Annotated in this window: 13 protein-coding genes; 6 read left to right on the top strand and 7 right to left on the bottom strand. The window is 63.1% G+C overall.

From position 1 onward, the window contains the following. Positions 1-30 precede the first annotated feature (30 nt). Positions 31-3,126, top strand: a complete 3,096-nt coding sequence (locus tag GSQ88_RS20345) for a MexW/MexI family multidrug efflux RND transporter permease subunit (RefSeq protein ID WP_159009539.1) — start codon at positions 31-33, stop codon at positions 3,124-3,126. 143 nt (positions 3,127-3,269) lie between these two features. Continuing rightward, positions 3,270-4,016 carry a 2-amino-5-chloromuconate deaminase CnbZ gene (gene cnbZ / locus GSQ88_RS20350; protein WP_159009540.1) on the top strand — a complete coding sequence of 249 codons (747 nt, stop codon included), beginning with the start codon at positions 3,270-3,272 and terminating at the stop codon, positions 4,014-4,016. A gap of 205 nt (positions 4,017-4,221) precedes the next feature. On the opposite strand, the gene GSQ88_RS20355 is transcribed toward cnbZ, so the two are convergent. From GSQ88_RS20355 to GSQ88_RS20385, 7 genes are all read right to left on the bottom strand, one after another. Further along, a complete protein-coding gene (locus GSQ88_RS20355) occupies positions 4,222-4,944 on the bottom strand; it encodes a DUF1028 domain-containing protein (RefSeq protein ID WP_159009541.1) in 723 nt (240 codons plus the stop codon). 76 nt (positions 4,945-5,020) lie between these two features. Beyond that, positions 5,021-6,826, bottom strand: coding sequence for a gamma-glutamyltransferase family protein (locus GSQ88_RS20360; protein ID WP_159009542.1), 1,806 nt, complete (start codon positions 6,824-6,826; stop codon positions 5,021-5,023). Positions 6,827-6,926: 100 nt separating this feature from the next. Then, positions 6,927-7,928: an ABC transporter ATP-binding protein gene (locus GSQ88_RS20365; RefSeq protein ID WP_159009543.1), complete on the bottom strand. Its 1,002-nt coding sequence runs from the start codon at positions 7,926-7,928 to the stop codon at positions 6,927-6,929. Beyond that, positions 7,925-8,920, bottom strand: a complete 996-nt coding sequence (locus GSQ88_RS20370; RefSeq protein ID WP_159009544.1) for an ABC transporter ATP-binding protein — start codon at positions 8,918-8,920, stop codon at positions 7,925-7,927. Before GSQ88_RS20370 ends, GSQ88_RS20365 begins: the two co-directional genes overlap by 4 nt. Before the next feature lie 61 nt (positions 8,921-8,981). Next, on the bottom strand, positions 8,982-9,956 hold the full coding sequence (locus GSQ88_RS20375) for an ABC transporter permease (RefSeq protein WP_159009545.1): 975 nt from the start codon (positions 9,954-9,956) through the stop codon (positions 8,982-8,984). A 14-nt stretch (positions 9,957-9,970) separates the two neighbouring features. Continuing rightward, positions 9,971-10,951 (bottom strand): ABC transporter permease, encoded by a 981-nt coding sequence (locus tag GSQ88_RS20380; RefSeq protein WP_159009546.1) that lies wholly within the window; start codon positions 10,949-10,951, stop codon positions 9,971-9,973. 141 nt (positions 10,952-11,092) lie between these two features. Beyond that, a complete protein-coding gene (locus GSQ88_RS20385; protein WP_159009547.1) occupies positions 11,093-12,688 on the bottom strand; it encodes an ABC transporter substrate-binding protein in 1,596 nt (531 codons plus the stop codon). A 309-nt stretch (positions 12,689-12,997) separates the two neighbouring features. Here GSQ88_RS20385 and GSQ88_RS20390 point away from each other — a divergent pair, with 309 nt between their 5' ends. From GSQ88_RS20390 to GSQ88_RS20405, 4 genes are all read left to right on the top strand, one after another. After that, on the top strand, positions 12,998-14,251 hold the full coding sequence (locus tag GSQ88_RS20390; RefSeq protein WP_159009548.1) for an NAD(P)/FAD-dependent oxidoreductase: 1,254 nt from the start codon (positions 12,998-13,000) through the stop codon (positions 14,249-14,251). Between the two features lie 145 nt (positions 14,252-14,396). Continuing rightward, positions 14,397-14,654 (top strand): DUF6489 family protein, encoded by a 258-nt coding sequence (locus GSQ88_RS20395; protein ID WP_159009549.1) that lies wholly within the window; start codon positions 14,397-14,399, stop codon positions 14,652-14,654. Then, positions 14,654-15,469 carry an esterase/lipase family protein gene (locus GSQ88_RS20400; RefSeq protein ID WP_159009929.1) on the top strand — a complete coding sequence of 272 codons (816 nt, stop codon included), beginning with the start codon at positions 14,654-14,656 and terminating at the stop codon, positions 15,467-15,469. Before GSQ88_RS20395 ends, GSQ88_RS20400 begins: the two co-directional genes overlap by 1 nt. A gap of 80 nt (positions 15,470-15,549) precedes the next feature. Then, positions 15,550-17,094 carry a WS/DGAT/MGAT family O-acyltransferase gene (locus GSQ88_RS20405; protein WP_159009550.1) on the top strand — a complete coding sequence of 515 codons (1,545 nt, stop codon included), beginning with the start codon at positions 15,550-15,552 and terminating at the stop codon, positions 17,092-17,094. Positions 17,095-17,101 lie beyond the last annotated feature (7 nt).

A 17,101-nucleotide genomic window follows, 5' to 3' on the forward strand; every position in this document is an offset into this window, starting at 1 on the left:
TGCCGCGCTACTAATTTTTGGAGTTGAGCGATGGCCTGGACCGATATCTTTATCAAGCGGCCGGTGTTGGCGCTGGTCGTGAGCCTTTTGATCCTGCTGATCGGATTCAAGGCCGCGACCAGCCTGCCGATCCGGCAATATCCGAAACTGTCGAACACGGTGGTCAATGTCACCACGGTTTATCCGGGTGCGTCGGCCGATTTGATCCAGGGTTTCATCACGACCCCGATCGAGCAGGCCGTCGCCTCGGCAGAAGGCGTCGACTACATGACGTCGTCGTCGGTGCTCGGCACCAGCACGATCCAGGTCTACATCAAGCTGAACTTCGACCCGAACCAGGCGCTGACCGAAGTCCTCGCCAAGGTCAACTCGGTCAAATATTTGATCCCGAAGGAATCCAACGATCCGATCGTGACCAAGACCACCGGCCAAACCACGGCCGTGATGTATCTCGGGTTTTCCAGTGAAACGCTATCGGGATCGGCGATCTCGGATTACCTGACGCGCGTGGTTCAGCCGGTGCTGTCCACCGTCGATGGCGTGGCGTCCGCCGATATTCTCGGCGGCCAGACCTTCGCGATGCGCCTGTGGCTCGACCCCGCCCGCATGGCGGGCCGTGGCGTTTCGCCGCTCGATGTTTCCGCCGCGATCGCCGCCAACAACTTTCAGTCCGCGGCGGGTCAGTCCAAGGGTTATTTCATCGTCTCCAACGTTTCGACCAATACCGACCTGCAGAACATCGATCAGTTCAAGCGCATGATCGTCAAGGCAAAGGACGGCGGTTTCGTGCGGATGGAGGACGTCGCCACCGTCGAACTCGCGGCGCAAAGCACCGATGCCAGCGTCGCCTTCAACGGCGAGCATGCGATCTTCATCGGCGTGCAGGCAACCCCGCAGGGCAACCCCTTGACCCTGGTCAAGGGTGTCCGCACGCTGTTTCCCGAACTCGAACGCAATCTGCCGCCATCGATGAAGATGAAGGTGGCTTACGATTCGACCAAATTCATCCAGTCGTCGATCGACGAAGTGGAAAAGACGCTGGGCGAGGCGATCCTGATCGTGGTCGTGGTGATCTTCCTGTTCCTCGCGTCACTTCGATCGGTGATCATCCCCGTGGTGACGATACCGTTGTCGCTGGTCGGCGTCTGCAGCCTGATGCTGGTGATGGGATTCAGCATCAATCTGCTGACCTTGCTGGCGATGGTGCTGGCGATCGGTCTCGTGGTCGACGACGCCATCGTGGTGGTGGAGAACATCCATCGGCATCTGGAGGAAGGCAAACCTCCGGTGCAGGCCGCGATGCAGGGCGCGCGCGAGATCGTCGGCCCGGTCATCTCGATGACGATTACGCTGGCGGCGGTGTATGCGCCGATCGGCTTTCTCGGCGGCCTCACCGGCGCGCTGTTTCGGGAGTTCGCCTTCACGCTGGCCGGTTCGGTGATCGTATCAGGCGTCATCGCGCTGACGCTGTCGCCGATGATGTGTTCGATCTTCCTCAAGAACACCGAGGAAGGGCGGTTTGCCAAGCTCGTCAACAAGGTCTTCGGCGCGGTGACGCGCTGGTACGGCCGGCAGCTCGATCGCTCGCTCGACTATCGTCCGATCACCGCGATGTTCGCGCTGACCATCCTCGGGCTGGTCGGCTTCCTCTACATGCATACGTCGAAGGAACTCGCGCCCGAGGAAGACCAGGGTATCGTGTTCGCGGTGACCAAGGCGCCGAAATACGCCAACATCGATTATGCGGATTTTTACAGCGAGAAGCTCGACAAGGCTTTTGCCGGCTTTCCCGAAACCGATCTGCGCTTCATCATCAATGGCATCAACGGCCCGCAGGGCGGTATCGCCGGCATGCTGCTCAAGCCGTGGGACGAGCGGACGCGCTCGGCCATCAAGCTGAAGCCGCTGGTGCAGGCGCAAATCAGCAAAATCGAGGGCGTCAACGCGTTCGCCTTCAACCTGCCGCCGTTGCCCGGTGGTCCGGGTGGTTTGCCCGTGCAGATGGTAATCTACTCGACCAACGGCTTTCAGTCGATCTATGAGCAGATGGTCAAGTTGAAGGATGCTGCGCGCAAGAGCGGCATGTTCATCGTCTCCGATAGCGATCTCGACTTCAACCAACCGGTGGTGAGGATCAAGATCGACCGCACCAAGGCCAGCGATCTCGGTATCACGATGCAGAGCATCGGCAATACACTGGCGACGCTGCTCGGCGGCAATTACGTCAACCGCTTCAATCTCGAGGGGCGGTCGTATCAGGTGATCCCGCAGGTGCCGCGCGATATGCGGCTGTCGCCGGAATCGCTCGGCGAATATTATGTGCCGACCGCAACCGGCCAGCAGGTGCCGCTGTCGACACTGGTTTCGATCGAGACCGGCACCGATGCCAATGCGTTGACGCATTACAATCAGCTCAACTCGGCGACCTTCTCGGCCGTGCCGATGCCGGGCGTGACCGTCGGTCAGGCGGTGGACTTCCTGGAGGCTCAGGCCAAGAACCTGCCGACCGGCTTCAGCCACGATTATCTGGCGGATTCCCGGCAATATGTGCAGGAAGGCAACCAGCTCGCGGTGACCTTCGGGTTTGCGCTGATCATCATCTTCTTGGTGCTGGCCGCGCAATTCGAGAGCCTGCGCGATCCCTTGGTGATCATGATCAGCGTTCCCATGGCCATTGTCGGCGCCATGCTGCCGCTGTTCTTCGGCGCCGCCACCATGAACATCTATACCCAGGTGGGCCTGCTCACGCTGGTCGGGCTGATCAGCAAGCACGGCATCCTGATGGTCGAGTTCGCCAACGAGTTGCAGCTCAATGAGGGTCTCGACCGCCGTTCGGCGATCGAGATGTCGGCGCGGGTTCGGCTGCGGCCGATCCTGATGACGACCGCGGCGATGGTCACCGGCCTGATTCCGCTGCTGACGGCGTCCGGCGCGGGTGCGGCGAGCCGGTTCTCGATCGGGCTGGTTGTCGTCGCGGGCATGTCGATCGGCACATTGTTCACGCTGTTCGTGCTGCCCGCGGTCTATGTCGCGATCGCGACCGACCACCGGGCGGCGGCCGACTCCGAGCGTGCCAAGGAAATCGCTGAATTCGATCTGGATACGAAGGCGCTCAAGCCGATCTGAGCGCCGGACCAATACGACTTTGCGCGACGGCGGCCTTCGGGCCGCCGTTTGCGTTTTCTGATGGATCGCTCTGCGTCGCCTCCGATGGCGTGGGCCATGTCCGCGTGCCATGGTGATGGGGGTAAGCAGGAGGATTTCAGGACATGACGACGCAGGATTTCCCGGCCGGCAATTACCGTTTCATCCCGGCCGTGTTTCAGTATTCGAGCGGGGCTGCGGCCGATCCGGGCTTTGAGATCGAGCGCGTGCGCTTCGACCGGATGCCGGCGCTCGCCGAGGGGTTTGCCGCGATCGCGAAATATATCGGCGCCGCGGGGCGGCCGCTGACTTCGTTCTGCGCCTGCGAATTGCGCTCGCCGGCGGCGTTCACCGAGGACGGCTTCCGGAATTTCAATCTGCACTATGTCAAGACGCTCACCGAATGGGGCTTGTACGATGGCAAGTCCAATCCGGTGGCGCGCAGCAATGTCTGTCCGGAAATCGACCCGCCGGCCGAGCCGTCGTTTTATGCGTTCTCGTTCACGCGGCCGAGCAACAACAAGACGCCGTCCTTTGTGATCGCCGGCGGCGCCGAAACCCGCGGCGGCAGCGGCAGCTATCCCGAGCGCATCGTGCGATACCGTGATGCCAGCCCGGAAGGCTTGAAGGAAAAGGTGCAGCGCACCGTCAACGAAATGGAAAATCGCCTCGAGACCTTCGGGTTTTCTTGGAAGGACACCACCGCGGCGCAGGCCTATTCGATCCGCGACTTCCACCATGTGCTCGCCGACGAACTCGTTCGCCACGGCGCGCTGCGTTCCGGCCTGACCTGGCATTTCGCCAGACCGCCCGTGGTCGATCTGGAATACGAAATGGATTGCCGCCGCGTGATGCGGGAAGTGGTGATTTAGTGAGGCCGTGCGTTTACTTCGCTTCTCTCGTGAAGAATTAAAGACCGTCATCCCCGGGATGAACGCAATTGCGTTCACCCGTGAGGAGCGGCCTCTTGGCCGCGTCTCGAAGGATGTTGTTCCGCGTGGAGCTTGCGGCCATCCTTCGAGGCCCGCCGAAGACGGCGGGCACCTCAGGATGACGGCGGAGGCCGTAACGGAGACCTCACCGCTTGTCCGCGATTCCGGCGGCGATACTGGCTTTGATTCCGGCATCGATGGTGTCGCGGTCGGTGGTGCCGGCCGGATTATTGCGGTTGGGCAGAAACTGACGAAAATGGATCCAATGCGCGCGGCTGACTTGTTCGAGCCGGGCGAGTTCGGCGAGCGGATCGGAATGGTCATCGACGCGCAGATCGAGAGCGGACCATTCCTCTTCGCCATAAATCACCAGCGCCGCCGATTGCCTGCCGCGCTTGTCGCCGCCGGCGGCTTCGCCGGCGACCATCGCCGCGATCAGGCGCTGCGCGAAGGGCAATGCCGTGTGTTCAGCGTAAGCGCCTGCAGTGTCGTCCAGCACTTGCGCGCCCGTCAACATATTGCCGGCAATTGAAAAACCGTGGCCCTCGAGATGTCCGCACCAGCCGACGCATTCCTGGCCGGTATGGCTAGCGACGCGGCCGGCCGCATCCATCACGTGCAATTGCCGGCTGGCATGGCCGCCATCGCCTGCGATCAGGGTATCGATAATCTCGCGCGGACTGCGCCCGTCACGCAGCAGCTTTAGACCGTCGATGCCGTAATAGGGATTGACCAGCGCCTGCGTCGCGATCGCGCCAAAGCCTGCCGCGACATAGGGCACACGCGCGCCAACGGCGAAGAATCGTGTCGCGACCGCGATGCCGAACTGGCCGGTCGACGCGTCGCGAGCGATGATCGACCAGGTCATCTTTATCCCTGCGCGAGTCTTTAATTTTGACGTGTTTTCTTCACGCGAACCGGTGCCCACTTCGCTCGAAAACGCGCTATCTTCCGGCCGCGTAGCCTTGCATGCCGCGCGGGTTGGCGGCGGCGCGCCGGCGCCGGCCGACTTTCGAGGCCGCTGTGAGGCGGCCTTCCGACCAGTCGGGACCGGTCTCGACGATATGGCCGCGGCTCTTCAGCGTATCGACGGTCGCCTTGGGCACCCGGTTTTCAACCACCAGCACGCCGGGCCGCGCGGTGCGCGGCCAGAACGAAATCGGAAAGTGCTCGGAATGCCAGGCAGGCGCGTCGATCGCCTCCTGCAAATTCATCTTGGCGTGGACGTGCCGCAGAAAAAATTGCGTGGTCCATTGATCCTGCTGGTCGCCGCCGGGCGAACCCCAGGCCAGATACGGCTCGCCGTCGCGCAGTGCCATGGTGGGCGAGAGCGTGGTGCGCGGGCGCTTACCCGGCGCCAGCGCCGCCGGGTGGTTTTCCTCGAGCCAGAACATCTGCGCCCGGCTGCCGAGGCAGAAGCCGAGTTCCGGAATCACCGGCGAGGATTGCAGCCAGCCGCCGGATGGCGTGGCCGAGATCATGTTGCCGGCTTGGTCGATGATGTCGAAATGCACGGTGTCGCCGCGCACTTCGCCGAACCGGCCCACGGTGGGTTCGCCGGCGCCCATCGCGCCGACCGCCTCGCGATGGCCCTCCTGGCGACGCAGTTTGACGACGGAGCCGAATCCCTCGACCGAGCCGGGGAGGAAATCCAGCGACGCCTTATCCCTTGAGATCAGCTTGCGGCGCTCGTCATTGTAGGCGTCGGACAACAATGTCGAGATCGGGATTTCGGTGAATTTCGGATCGCCATAGAACTTCTCGCGATCGGCGAAAGCAAGCTTGGCGCACTCGATCTGCAAATGGATGAATTCGGGTCCCGCGGGATCGAGCCCGTCGAGCTCAAATCCCTTCAGCAGCGCGAGCTGTTGCAGCATCACCGGCCCCTGGCTCCAGACGCCGGGCTTGCACACGGTGTAGCGCCCGTAATCATAGGTCAGCGGCGCTTCGATCGTGGGCTGCCAGCGCGCCATGTCGTCGGCGGACAGCACGCCGCGATGCGGCGAGCCGCTGACATCCATGATCTCCTGGGTGCGGCAGAATTTGTCGATCGCTTCCGCGACGAAGCCATGCGACCAGGCTTGGCGCGCGCGTTCGATCTGGGCAACACGATCGCCGCCGGCGCTTTCGGCCTCTTGCAGGATGCGGGCGTAGGTTTCGGACAGCGTGGTGTTGGTGAACAGCGTGCCGGGCCTGGGCACCTCGTTGTTCGGCAGATAGACCGCGGCCGAGGTCGGCCAGTGCTTGCGGAACAATTGCTCGACGGTCTGAATGGTGGCCGCGGCGCGCTCGACCAGCGGATAGCCGTCGCGGGCGTAGGCGATCGCCGGCTCCAGCACATCGCGCAGCCGCAGGCTGCCGTAATCGCGCAGCAGCAGCATCCAGGATTCGAACGTGCCGGGGACGCAGGCGGCGAGCAGCCCGGTGCCGGGCACCATATCGAGGCCCTCGCTGCGGTAATGTGCGATGGTGGCGCGCGACGGCGCGGGACCCTGGCCGCAGATCACCTCGGTATGGCCGCGTTTCATATCATGGACGATGATCGGCACGTCGCCGCCGGGGCCGTTCAGATGCGGCTCGACCACTTGCAGCGTAAAGGCGGTGGCAACCCCGGCATCAAAGGCGTTGCCGCCTTTCTCCAGAATGCCCATCCCGACCGCGGTGGCGATCCAGTGCGTCGAGGTGACGACCCCGAACGTGCCTTCGATTTCCGGCCGCGTGGTGAACGGATCGGGATTGATATTGCTCATGAGGATTTGTCTCGCTGGTAACGTCGTGCGGCCGCACTTGACCACACCGGGGGCTAACTGCCAACCGGCCCCGGACGCAGGCCTGCTCGCAACCCCGTGATCACGCCGGCACGGCGGCAGAGGCCGGATCGTTGACGGCGTGGCAGGCAACGCCGTCGATCAGCGCCGGCGCTTGCTCCCGGCAACGCTCGAACACCAGCGGACAGCGCGGGTTGAAGGCGCAGCCGGGCGGCGGGTTAATCGGATTGGGGATTTCGCCCTTGACCGGAATCCGCTGACGGCCGGACATCGCGAGATCGGGCACCGCGCCCAGCAGCATTTTGGTGTAGGGCATGCGCGGGTTGTCGAACAGCTCGCGCGCTTTGGCGATTTCGACGATGCGGCCGAGATACATCACGCCGATCCGGCTCGCCATATGCCTGACGACCGCGAGGTTGTGGCTGATGAAGAGGTAGGTGAGGCCGAACTTGTCCTGGAGGTCGCGCATCAGGTTCAGGATCTGCGCCTGCACCGAGACGTCGAGCGCCGAGGTCGGCTCGTCGCAGACGATGAATTCGGCTTCGGAGGCCAGCGCACGCGCGATCGCGATGCGTTGCCGCTGGCCGCCGGAAAATTCATGCGGATATTTCAGGCCATCGTCGGCGTGCAGGCCGACCAGTCCCAGCAATTCACCGACCCGGGCCTGGATGTCGCGCTCGCCCTGGATCAGGTCGAAGGCGCGGATCGGCTCGGCAATGATCGCATCGACCCGAAAGCGCGGATTGAGGCTCGCATAGGGATCCTGGAAGATCATCTGGATGCGGCGGCGCAGCTTGCGGCGCGCCTGTGCCTGCCGGGCGTTGCTCATCGAAACGCCGTCGATGATCACTTCGCCTGACGTCGGCGGCAGCAGCCCGACCACCATGCGCGCCACGGTGGTTTTGCCGGAGCCGGATTCGCCGACCAATGCAAACGTCTCGCCCTTGGCGATGTCGAAGCTGATGCCGTCGACGGCTTTCAGAAATTCCGGCCGGCCGCCTTCCAGCACGCGGTTGAGCCAGGGTTTTGAAACGTCGAACAGGCAACGCAGGTTCTTGACGTCGATGAAGGGCGCCGATGTCATGCCGCGGTTTCCTCCGCCGGTTCTTTGGCGTCGTCGTAGAGATGGCAGGCCACGGCTTGCGTGCCATGCCGGACCGGTTCCGGCCGTTCGATCCGGCAGCGATCGAACGCCACATCGCAGCGCGGATTGAACGAGCAGCCCGGCGGAATCGCCGAAAGCCGCGGCATCGAGCCGGGAATTTGCACCAGCCGCGCGTTGTCGCCGGCCAGCGTCGGGATCGCGCCCATCAGGCCCTTGGCATAGGGGTGCAGCGGGTTCTGCACGACGTCTTGCACCGGACCGATCTCGGCGATGCGGCCGGCATACATCACGGCGACGCGATCACAGGTCTCGGCGATCACGCCCATGTCGTGGGTCACCAGCATCACCGCGGTGCCGTGGTCGCGTCCGAGGCGTTTTATCAGGGCGATGATCTGGGCCTGGACCGAGACGTCGAGCGCGGTGGTCGGCTCATCCGCGACGATCAGTTCCGGTTCGGCGCAAATCGCCAGCGCAATGACGACGCGCTGGCGCATGCCGCCGGAGAACTCGTGGGGATAGGCGTCGATGCGCTTGTCGGGCGCGGGAATACCCACTTCGGCGAGCAGGTCAATCGCGCGTTTGCGCGCGGCGGTCTTTGATAGATTGAGATGGGTGGTGATGGTCTCGACCAGTTGATCGCCGACCCGATAGAGCGGATTGAGGCTGGTGAGCGGATCCTGAAAAATCATGCCGATCCGCTTGCCCCGGATGCGGCGCAGTTGCTCCGGCGCGAGATTGTCGATCCGCAGGCCGGACAGACGGATCTCGCCGCCCGAGATCCGGCCGGGCGGATCGATCAGGCCGATCACCGCAAGGCCGGTGACGGATTTTCCCGCACCGGATTCACCGACCACGCCCAGCACTTCGCCGCGCGCGATATCGAAGGAAATGCCATCGATCGCGCGCAGCACGTGGCGGCGGGTGGCGAATTCCACCTGAAGTTTTCGTACCGAGAGCACGGGTTCGGTCATGCGAAGCGATCCCCGGGAGCCACTGGACTTGTCATAGGAGGACTTGTCATCGGCAGACTTATCATCGAAGTTTTGGATTGAGCGCGTCGCGCAGCCAATCCCCGAGCAGATTGATGGAGAGGATCAGCGCCGCCAGCGAAAAGCCGGGGAAAGCGACAATCCACCATTCGCCGGAAAACAGATAATTGTTGCCGACCCGGATCAGGGTGCCGAGCGACGGCATGGTGTCGGGCATGCCGGCGCCGAGAAACGACAGCGTGGCCTCGGTGATGATCGCGAGCGCCAGATTGATGGTGGCGATCACCAGAATAGGTCCCATCGTATTCGGCAGCACGTGCCGCAACATGATCACGGGGGCGGGAAGGCCGATCAGTTGGGCGGCGGCGACATAATCGCGATTCTTTTCCACCATCACGGAGCCTCGCACGGTGCGGGCATATTGCACCCAGAAGCTCAAGCCGATGGCGAACACCAGCACGGCCAAAGTACTCGCGGCATCGAGCCGATTGCCGAACACCGACTTGACGACGCCGTTGACCAATAGAGCGATCAGGATTGCCGGGAACGTCAACTGCACATCGGCGATGCGCATGATCAGGCTGTCGACGGCGCCGCCGAAATAGCCGGCGATCAGTCCGAGCAGGATGCCAAGCGCGCCCGCGAACACCACGCCGAGCACACCGACGGCAAGCGAAATGCGCAAGCCGTAGAGAATGGCGGAGAGCACGTCGCGGCCCTGCTCGTCGGTGCCGAGCAGGAACGGGCTTTGTCCGTCCGCGGTCCATAGCGGGGCGATCCGCGAATTCATCAGTTGAAGCTGTGCCGGATCGAACGGGTCTTGCACCGCGAGCAGGGGAGCGAGAATGGCGACCAGAAAGAACAGCAGGGTTACCGCGCCCGCGATCATGGTGAGGCGGGAGCGGCGGAACGAATAAAACACGTCGCTGTCGAGCGCACGCCCGAGCCAGCCCGCGGGGGCCGCGCGTGGGCGCGGCGCGCTCGGTTCGGCTTGCTGCGGGACGGCGGTTTCGGTCATGGAATCTCTCGCGCTCACGCCGGACGGCTGATGGTCGCGCGCAGGCGCGGATCGACCACCGTATAGAGAATATCGACAATGAAATTGATGGTGACGAAGATCAGGGACACCATCAGCAAATAGGCCGCCATGATCGGGATATCGACATTCTGCACGGCTTGCAGGAACAACAGTCCCATGCCGGGCCACTGGAAGACGGTTTCGGTAATGATCGCAAATGCAATAACCGAGCCAAACTGCAACCCGGCCACGGTGATGACCGGAACCAGGGTGTTCTTCAGCGCGTGACCGAAATGGATCGCCCGCGTCGTCAAGCCGCGCGCGCGGGCAAAGCGGATGTAATCGGTGCGCAGCACCTCGAGCATCTCGGCGCGCACCAGCCGCATGATCAATGTCATCTGGAACAGCCCGAGCGTGACCGAGGGCATGATCAGGGCCTTGAGCCCGGAGACCGTGAGCAGGCCGGTGGTCCACCAGCCGATCCGCACCACGTCGCCGCGCCCGAACGACGGCAGCCAGCCCAGCGTCACGGCGAACAGATAGATCAGGAGTATGCCGATCAGGAAGGTCGGCAGCGAGATGCCGATCAGCGACACCGCCTGGAATATTTTCGCGAGCAGGCTGTCGCGCCGCAGCGCCGAATAGACCCCCATCAGGATGCCGAACACCATCGAAAGAACGGTGGCGCAGATCGCAAGCTCGAGCGTTGCCGGCATCCGTTCCGCCAGCAGGCTGGCGACCGGCTGGCGAAATTGATAGGAGACGCCGAATTTGAATTGCGCGGCGTTGACAAAATAATGCGCGAACTGCACTGGAATCGGATCGTCGAGGCCGAGCGAGTGACGCAGCGCGGCGCGGTCGGCGGCCGAGGTGTCGATCGCGACCATCTGATTGACGGGATCGCCGGCGAAACGGAACATCGAGAAGGCGATGATGCCGACGGCGATCATGACGCCCACGGCCTGGATGGCGCGGCGAACAGTGAAAGCGAGCATGTGGTCCTTTCACTTCCCTGTGGAGCCCGTGATGCATCGTTGCATCGGGCGAGACTTCCAATCGTCGGGCTTTTCCAATCGTTCTTCTAAAACGAAGGGTCCCGGAAGCGACGCCGCCGGGACCCTTGATGCCGTTACCGATTACTGTTCCTGTTTGGTCGCCCAGTAGAGCAAGACCTGATTGTCGGGACGCTGGGTCAGCTTCACCTTGTTCGAGACGCCCCACGCCAGCGCCTGCTGATGCAGCGGAATATAGGCGTAATCCTTGATGGAAATCTCGAACGCCTGCTTGATCAACTGGTCGCGCTTGGCAGCGTCGGTCTCGACCAACGCCTTGTCGGTGAGCGCATCGAAATCCTTGTTGCAGTAGCCGCTCAGATTGGTGGCGCCCCGCGAGGTGTCCTGCGGGTCTTCCCGGCAACCCATGATGTCATGCATCACGTTGTGGGAGTCCTGCGAGGCGGGCTGCCAGCCGAGCATGAAGAAGGAGGTCTTGAAGCCGCCCGGCTTCAGGACCTTGGCGAAATACAGCTGCTTCGGTTGCGCCAGCAGGTCGATCTTGACGCCGATCCGCGCCAGCATGCCCACCACCGCCTCGCAGATCGCGGCGTCGTTGACGTAGCGGTCGTTGGGGCAGTCCATCGTGACCTCGAAGCCATCGGGATAGCCGGCCGCGACCATCAGCTTCTTGGCGGCTTCGGGATCGGCCTTCGGGCGGATGAAGTCCTTGGACAGCGAGAACAGCTCGGGCGCGATCATCAGCGCCGACGGCGTCGACAGCCCGCGCATTACCCGGTTCTTGATCAGGTCGACGTCGATCGCTTTGTAGAAGGCCTCGCGGACGCGGATGTCCTTGAACGGGTTCTTGCCCTTGATGTTGGAATACAACAGCTCGTCACGGAGCTGGTCCATGCCGATGAAGAGGGTGCGCAGTTCCGGCCCGGTCAGAACCTTGGCGTTGCCGCTCGCGTTGACCCGCTGGATGTCCTGGATCGGCACCGGCTCGATGACGTCGACTTCGCCCGACAACAGCGCTGCGACGCGGGTGGATGCCGAGGCAATCGGGGTGAAGACGATCTCCTTCAGATTATGCTCGGGCTTGCGCCACCAGCCGGCATAGGGCTTGAAAACGGTCTTTACGCCGGGCTGATGGCTCTCGATGAAGAAGGGCCCGGTGCCGTTTTCGTGCAGCGAAGCGTAGCTCGGCGTGGTTGCCGACGCCGGCGTCGGCGCCACCGCGCTGTTCTCCTCGCACCATTTCTTGTCCATGATGTACCAGCCATCCCACTGCGTGATCAGGATGGGATTGGGCGAGGCCAGCATGACGTCGACCGTGTAGTCGTCGACCTTGACGAACTTGGCGCCGGCCGGAAGGACGGTGGCGAAATCCGATCCGACGGCGCGGACGCGGTCGGCCGAAAACAGCACGTCATCGGCGGTGAAGGGATCGCCGTTGTGGAACTTGACGTCGTGCCGCAGATGAAAGCGCCAGCGGGTCGGCTCGGGCGTTTCCCAGCTTTCGGCAAGCCCGGGAACGACCTTCAGCTCCTTGTCGCGGGCGACGAGGCCTTCATAGACATGCCCGTGATGGGCGATGGTCGTGGTTTCCCGGAGCGTGTAGGGATCGAGCGATTTGAGGTCGCCCTGGTTGGCGTAGCGCAGCGTCTGGGCCGATGCCGGTGCAAAAGCTGCGATCGAGGCGGTGATCGCTGCAAGCAGGATTTGACGTACCGACATTTGACGCACCGACATCTGCATTCGTTCTCCGTGATCGACGATGCCCGCGTTGATCCAGGAGCCATCGCCGTTCCATGTTGCCAGAGTTTGGCCGCCGCGCAAGCGTGATTCCGCCGCCGTAAAGCGGTTTGCGCCGCGATGCCGCTATCACTAGGGCGGGATGACTCATCTTCGAATCGTCATCCCGCCCTAGTTTATTGTTTGAGCATGACCTTATCGGAAAACCGGTTTCCACTTTTCCGGGTCATGCTCTAGCTTCACATCAAGCAAAGATAATGGATGCGTTACATTCAACTTTCGGAGTGCGGGATGGCGGAACTGAAGGCCGATCTCGTGGTGCTGGGCGCGGGTATGGTCGGCGTCGGCGCCGCGCTGCATCTGCAGCAGCGGGGACGCGACGTGATGCTGGTCGACCGGCATGAACTCGCGGGCGAGGAAACCAGCTATGGCAATGCCGGGATGATCGAATGCGCCTCGGTTTTCCCCTACATGTTTCCGCGGGATTTCGGACAATTGCTGCGATACGCGCTGAACCAGGCACCGCAAGCGCATTATCGGCTGTCCGATGTGCCGGCCTTTCTGCCTTGGCTGGCGCGCTACTTCCTCGCTTCTTCGCCGGAGCGGGCGCTGCGCAGCGCAATGGCCGAATTGCCCCTGATCCGGCGCAGCCTGATCGAACATGAGGCGTTGATCGCGGAGGCCGGCGTGCCGGAATTGTTGCGACGAACCGGCTGGATCAAGCTGTTTCGCTCCGAAGCGACGCTTGTCGGAGCGGTCGGCGATCTCGATCGGGCGAGGCCCTATGGCGTCGAAGGCGAGGTGCTCGATGCCAGGGCGATCGCGGAGCGGGAGCCCAATCTGACCGGGGAATTCGCCGGCGCGGTTTACTTTCCGGCGCCCGGCTTCATTCCCGATCCCGGGGGATTGGCCAAGGCCTATGCGTCGCTGTTCCAGCGCAAGGGCGGCCGCTGTGCCGTGGGCGACGCGCGAACCCTGGAACAATCCGGCGGCAAATGGCGCGTCGGCGTCACGGCAGGCACGGTGGTCGCGCGCGACATCGTGGTCGCGTTGGGGCCGTGGTCCGATCTGGTGTTTCGTCCGCTGGGATATTCCCTGCCGCTCGGCATCAAGCGCGGCTATCATTTGCATCTGGCGCCGGGCGGCAACGCCGTGCTGCATCATCCGGTGCTCGATTCGGACAATGGGTATCTGCTGGCGCCGATGAATAGAGGCATCCGCCTCACCACCGGCGTGGAGTTTGCCCGCCGCGATGCGCCGCCGACGCCGCTTCAGGTCGATCGCGCGCTCCCCCGGGCGCGGACGTTGTTTCCGCTCGGTGATGCCGTCGATGCCAAGCCGTGGATGGGAGCCCGGCCGTGTATGCCCGACATGATTCCGGTGATCGGCAAGGCGCCCCGCCACGCCGGTCTCTGGTTCGATTTCGGCCACCAGCACCACGGCCTGACGCTCGGCCCCGCCACCGGCCGCTTGCTGGCGGAAATGATGACCGGCGAGGCGCCGTTCACCGATCCCAAGCCCTATGCCGCCGAGCGCTTTGGTTGAGCAACCTTGCAGATCGCAGGCCCAGGGTGCAGCTTGCGCAGGCGAGGCCGCTTGCGTCGTGCGGCCGGTCGTGGCGATACTGACAGGGGCGTTCGAACGGCGGCCCAAAAGGCCAGCCAAAGAAGATCAGGCAGGAGCGGCGGACATGAAGGTAAACATCGAGATCGATTGCACGCCGCTGGAGGCCCGGCAATTTATCGGACTTCCCGACGTCCAGCCGATGCAAACGGCGGTGATGGAAAGACTGCAAAACCAGATGCTGAGCAATATCGAAAAGGTCTCGCCGGAAGCGCTGATGCAGAGCTGGTTCACCTTCGATCCCAAGCTCGCCGAGCGTTTCCAGGATATGTTCGTGACGATGGCGGGCCTTGGTGGCACACGCCCCAGCGACAAGAAAAAATGATGTCATCCCAGGAACGCGAACCGCGCGAATCCAACGAGCTTCATCCGCCAAAACTTCGTGCGCCAGGTCTCGGCCTGCTACTGGCCGAAATGAGGGGGGTGTTCGAATTCAACGCCAGCGTTTTGCTGTCGCCGCTGTTGATGCGCGCCCCGCGCGGCGACGGTCATCCGGTGTTGGTCCTGCCCGGATTCCTCGCCAGCGATCTGTCGACCGCGCCGCTGCGACGATATCTGCGCGAACTCGGCTACGACACCCACGGCTGGCAGATGGGCCGCAACACCGGCGGCCTGGCGCGGATGCGGGCGGCGCTATCGGATCGGCTGGCCGCGATCCACGCTGCCACCGGCCGCAAGGTCAGTCTGGTCGGATGGAGTCTCGGTGGCGTCTATGCGCGCGATCTGGCGTTGCAGGTCCCGGACATGGTGCGGTCTGTCGTGACCTTGGGAAGCCCGTTTGCGGGCGATGTGCGGGCGACCAATGCGCGCCGGCTCTACGAGGCGCTGTCGGGCGAAGTCGTGGGAGATGATCCGCAACTGCGTGAGGCGATCGCGGGCGACCTGCCGGTACCGGCGACGTCGATCTATTCGCGCACCGACGGCATCGTCAACTGGAGGACTTGCCTGCTTCGGCCCTCGGCAACGGCTGAAAACATCGAGGTGCATCTGGCGAGCCACACCGGCCTCGGCGTCAATGCCGCCGCTCTATGGGCAGTCGCGGACCGTCTGGCCCAAGCCGAAGGTCAATTCAGCCAATTTGAACGATCGGGGCCGTTTGCCATTGCATATGGGGCTCCGGAAAAGGCACAATCGAGCTAAAGGCACAATCGAGCTAAAGACCTGCCACCTAAATGCGAGAGCGTCGAAAAGGCGCCGTGCAATCTCTTCGGGAGGGAATCATGAGTGACGCCAAGAAGCTGTCCTCGATGGATGCGTCGTTTCTGTATCTGGAAACGCCGGAAATGCCGATGCATGTCGGGAGCATGGCGATCTTCCGCTTGCCCGAGAATTACAACGGGAGCTTCTTCGAGGACTTCAAGGCGATGATCGCGTCGCGGCTGCACATCGCGCCGATCCTTAAAGCACGCCTGGAAAAAGCCCCGCTCGACATCGACCATCCCTCCTGGGTCGAGGACGATCAGTTCGATATCGACCGCCATATCTTCCGCGGCAGCCTTCCGGCGCCGTACGACCGCGCGACGCTGGAGCGCATCGTCGGCTGGATGCATGCCAAGCTGCTCAATCGGGCCCGGCCGTTGTGGGAGTTCTATGTCTTCGAAGGCATGAAGGACAACGAGATCGGTCTTTATTCCAAGATGCATCACGCCTGCATCGACGGCGGCGCAGGTGCTGCCCTCACCAACATGATCTACGACGTGACGCCGGTGCCCCGCGAGATCGAGAAGCCGTCGGTGCAAAAAGTCGCGCAGGAGCCGCGCGACATCGCCGCCAATTTCATCGATTCCTATCAGCAGCTCTGGCGCCAGCCGTTCGACGCCTCGGCCGCCGCCAAGGGCATCGAGCTGCCGCGCTCGGGCAAAAGCGATATCGGCTCGATCCTGTTCGACAATGCGATGTACCAGATCGAATCCGCGGTCAAATTCGCCGGCAACGTTCCGACCATCCTCAAGAGCGTCTCCGAGGTGGTCGGCAAGATTTCCGATCCCAAATCGCGCGACAGCCTCGCCAGCATGATGTCGCCGCCGACCATCCTGAACAAATCGATTTCGTCGGAACGCAGTTTTGCCGGCTCCTCGATCTCGCTGTCGGAGGCGAAGGCGCTGGCCAAGCAGGCCGGCGGCAAGCTCAACGACGTGGTATTGGCGATCTCCTCCGGGGTGGTCCGGCGCTATCTCCTGGAGCGCGGCGCGCTGCCGTCGAAATCGCTGACGGCGGCGGTGCCGATCTCGTTGCGCGAAGAAGGCAACACCGACGCCAACAATCAGGTGTTCGGCATGATCTGCTCGATCGCCACCAACATCGAAGACCCCAAGGCGCGGCTGGAAGCGATCATCGCGCAATCCACCAAATCCAAGGAGATGTCGCATCCGCTGCGGGCGCTGATGCCGCAGGTCTCCAACATCTCGCTGCTCGGCACGCCGATCCTGGTCCAGATCATGGCGCTGCTGTACAGCCGGTCGAACCTGTCCGACGTGCTGCCGCCGAGCGCGAACATCACGGTCTCCAACGTGCCGGGTCCGCGCCAGACCCTGTATGCGGCGGGCGCCGAACTGCTGCACATCTTTCCGGTTTCGATCTCGACCCATGGCCTGGCGCTGAACATCACGGTGCAGAGCTATCGCGATCAACTGGATTTCGGCTTCATCGCCGGCGCCAACATCATTCCCCATGTCCAGGAGCTCTGCGACATGCTGCCGGGGGAATTCGCCGCGCTGCAGGCCGCCTTTGCGCCGCCGGCCGATCTGAAAAGCGCGGCCAGCTAACAGGAAC

Origin of the sequence: Bradyrhizobium sp. S69 (assembly GCF_009766005.1) — a bacterium.
Lineage (GTDB): Bacteria > Pseudomonadota > Alphaproteobacteria > Rhizobiales > Xanthobacteraceae > Bradyrhizobium.

Excerpts from the sequence above, each read along its gene's own strand:
- GSQ88_RS20345 (WP_159009539.1), top strand. The coding sequence starts at position 31 with ATGGCCTGGACCGATATCTTTATCAAGCGGCCGGTGTTGGCGCTGGTC.
- cnbZ (WP_159009540.1), top strand. The coding sequence starts at position 3,270 with ATGACGACGCAGGATTTCCCGGCCGGCAATTACCGTTTCATCCCGGCC.
- GSQ88_RS20355 (WP_159009541.1), bottom strand. The coding sequence starts at position 4,944 with ATGACCTGGTCGATCATCGCTCGCGACGCGTCGACCGGCCAGTTCGGC.
- GSQ88_RS20360 (WP_159009542.1), bottom strand. The coding sequence starts at position 6,826 with ATGAGCAATATCAATCCCGATCCGTTCACCACGCGGCCGGAAATCGAA.
- GSQ88_RS20365 (WP_159009543.1), bottom strand. The coding sequence starts at position 7,928 with ATGACATCGGCGCCCTTCATCGACGTCAAGAACCTGCGTTGCCTGTTC.
- GSQ88_RS20370 (WP_159009544.1), bottom strand. The coding sequence starts at position 8,920 with ATGACCGAACCCGTGCTCTCGGTACGAAAACTTCAGGTGGAATTCGCC.
- GSQ88_RS20375 (WP_159009545.1), bottom strand. The coding sequence starts at position 9,956 with ATGACCGAAACCGCCGTCCCGCAGCAAGCCGAACCGAGCGCGCCGCGC.
- GSQ88_RS20380 (WP_159009546.1), bottom strand. The coding sequence starts at position 10,951 with ATGCTCGCTTTCACTGTTCGCCGCGCCATCCAGGCCGTGGGCGTCATG.
- GSQ88_RS20385 (WP_159009547.1), bottom strand. The coding sequence starts at position 12,688 with ATGTCGGTACGTCAAATCCTGCTTGCAGCGATCACCGCCTCGATCGCA.
- GSQ88_RS20390 (WP_159009548.1), top strand. The coding sequence starts at position 12,998 with ATGGCGGAACTGAAGGCCGATCTCGTGGTGCTGGGCGCGGGTATGGTC.
- GSQ88_RS20395 (WP_159009549.1), top strand. The coding sequence starts at position 14,397 with ATGAAGGTAAACATCGAGATCGATTGCACGCCGCTGGAGGCCCGGCAA.
- GSQ88_RS20400 (WP_159009929.1), top strand. The coding sequence starts at position 14,654 with ATGTCATCCCAGGAACGCGAACCGCGCGAATCCAACGAGCTTCATCCG.
- GSQ88_RS20405 (WP_159009550.1), top strand. The coding sequence starts at position 15,550 with ATGAGTGACGCCAAGAAGCTGTCCTCGATGGATGCGTCGTTTCTGTAT.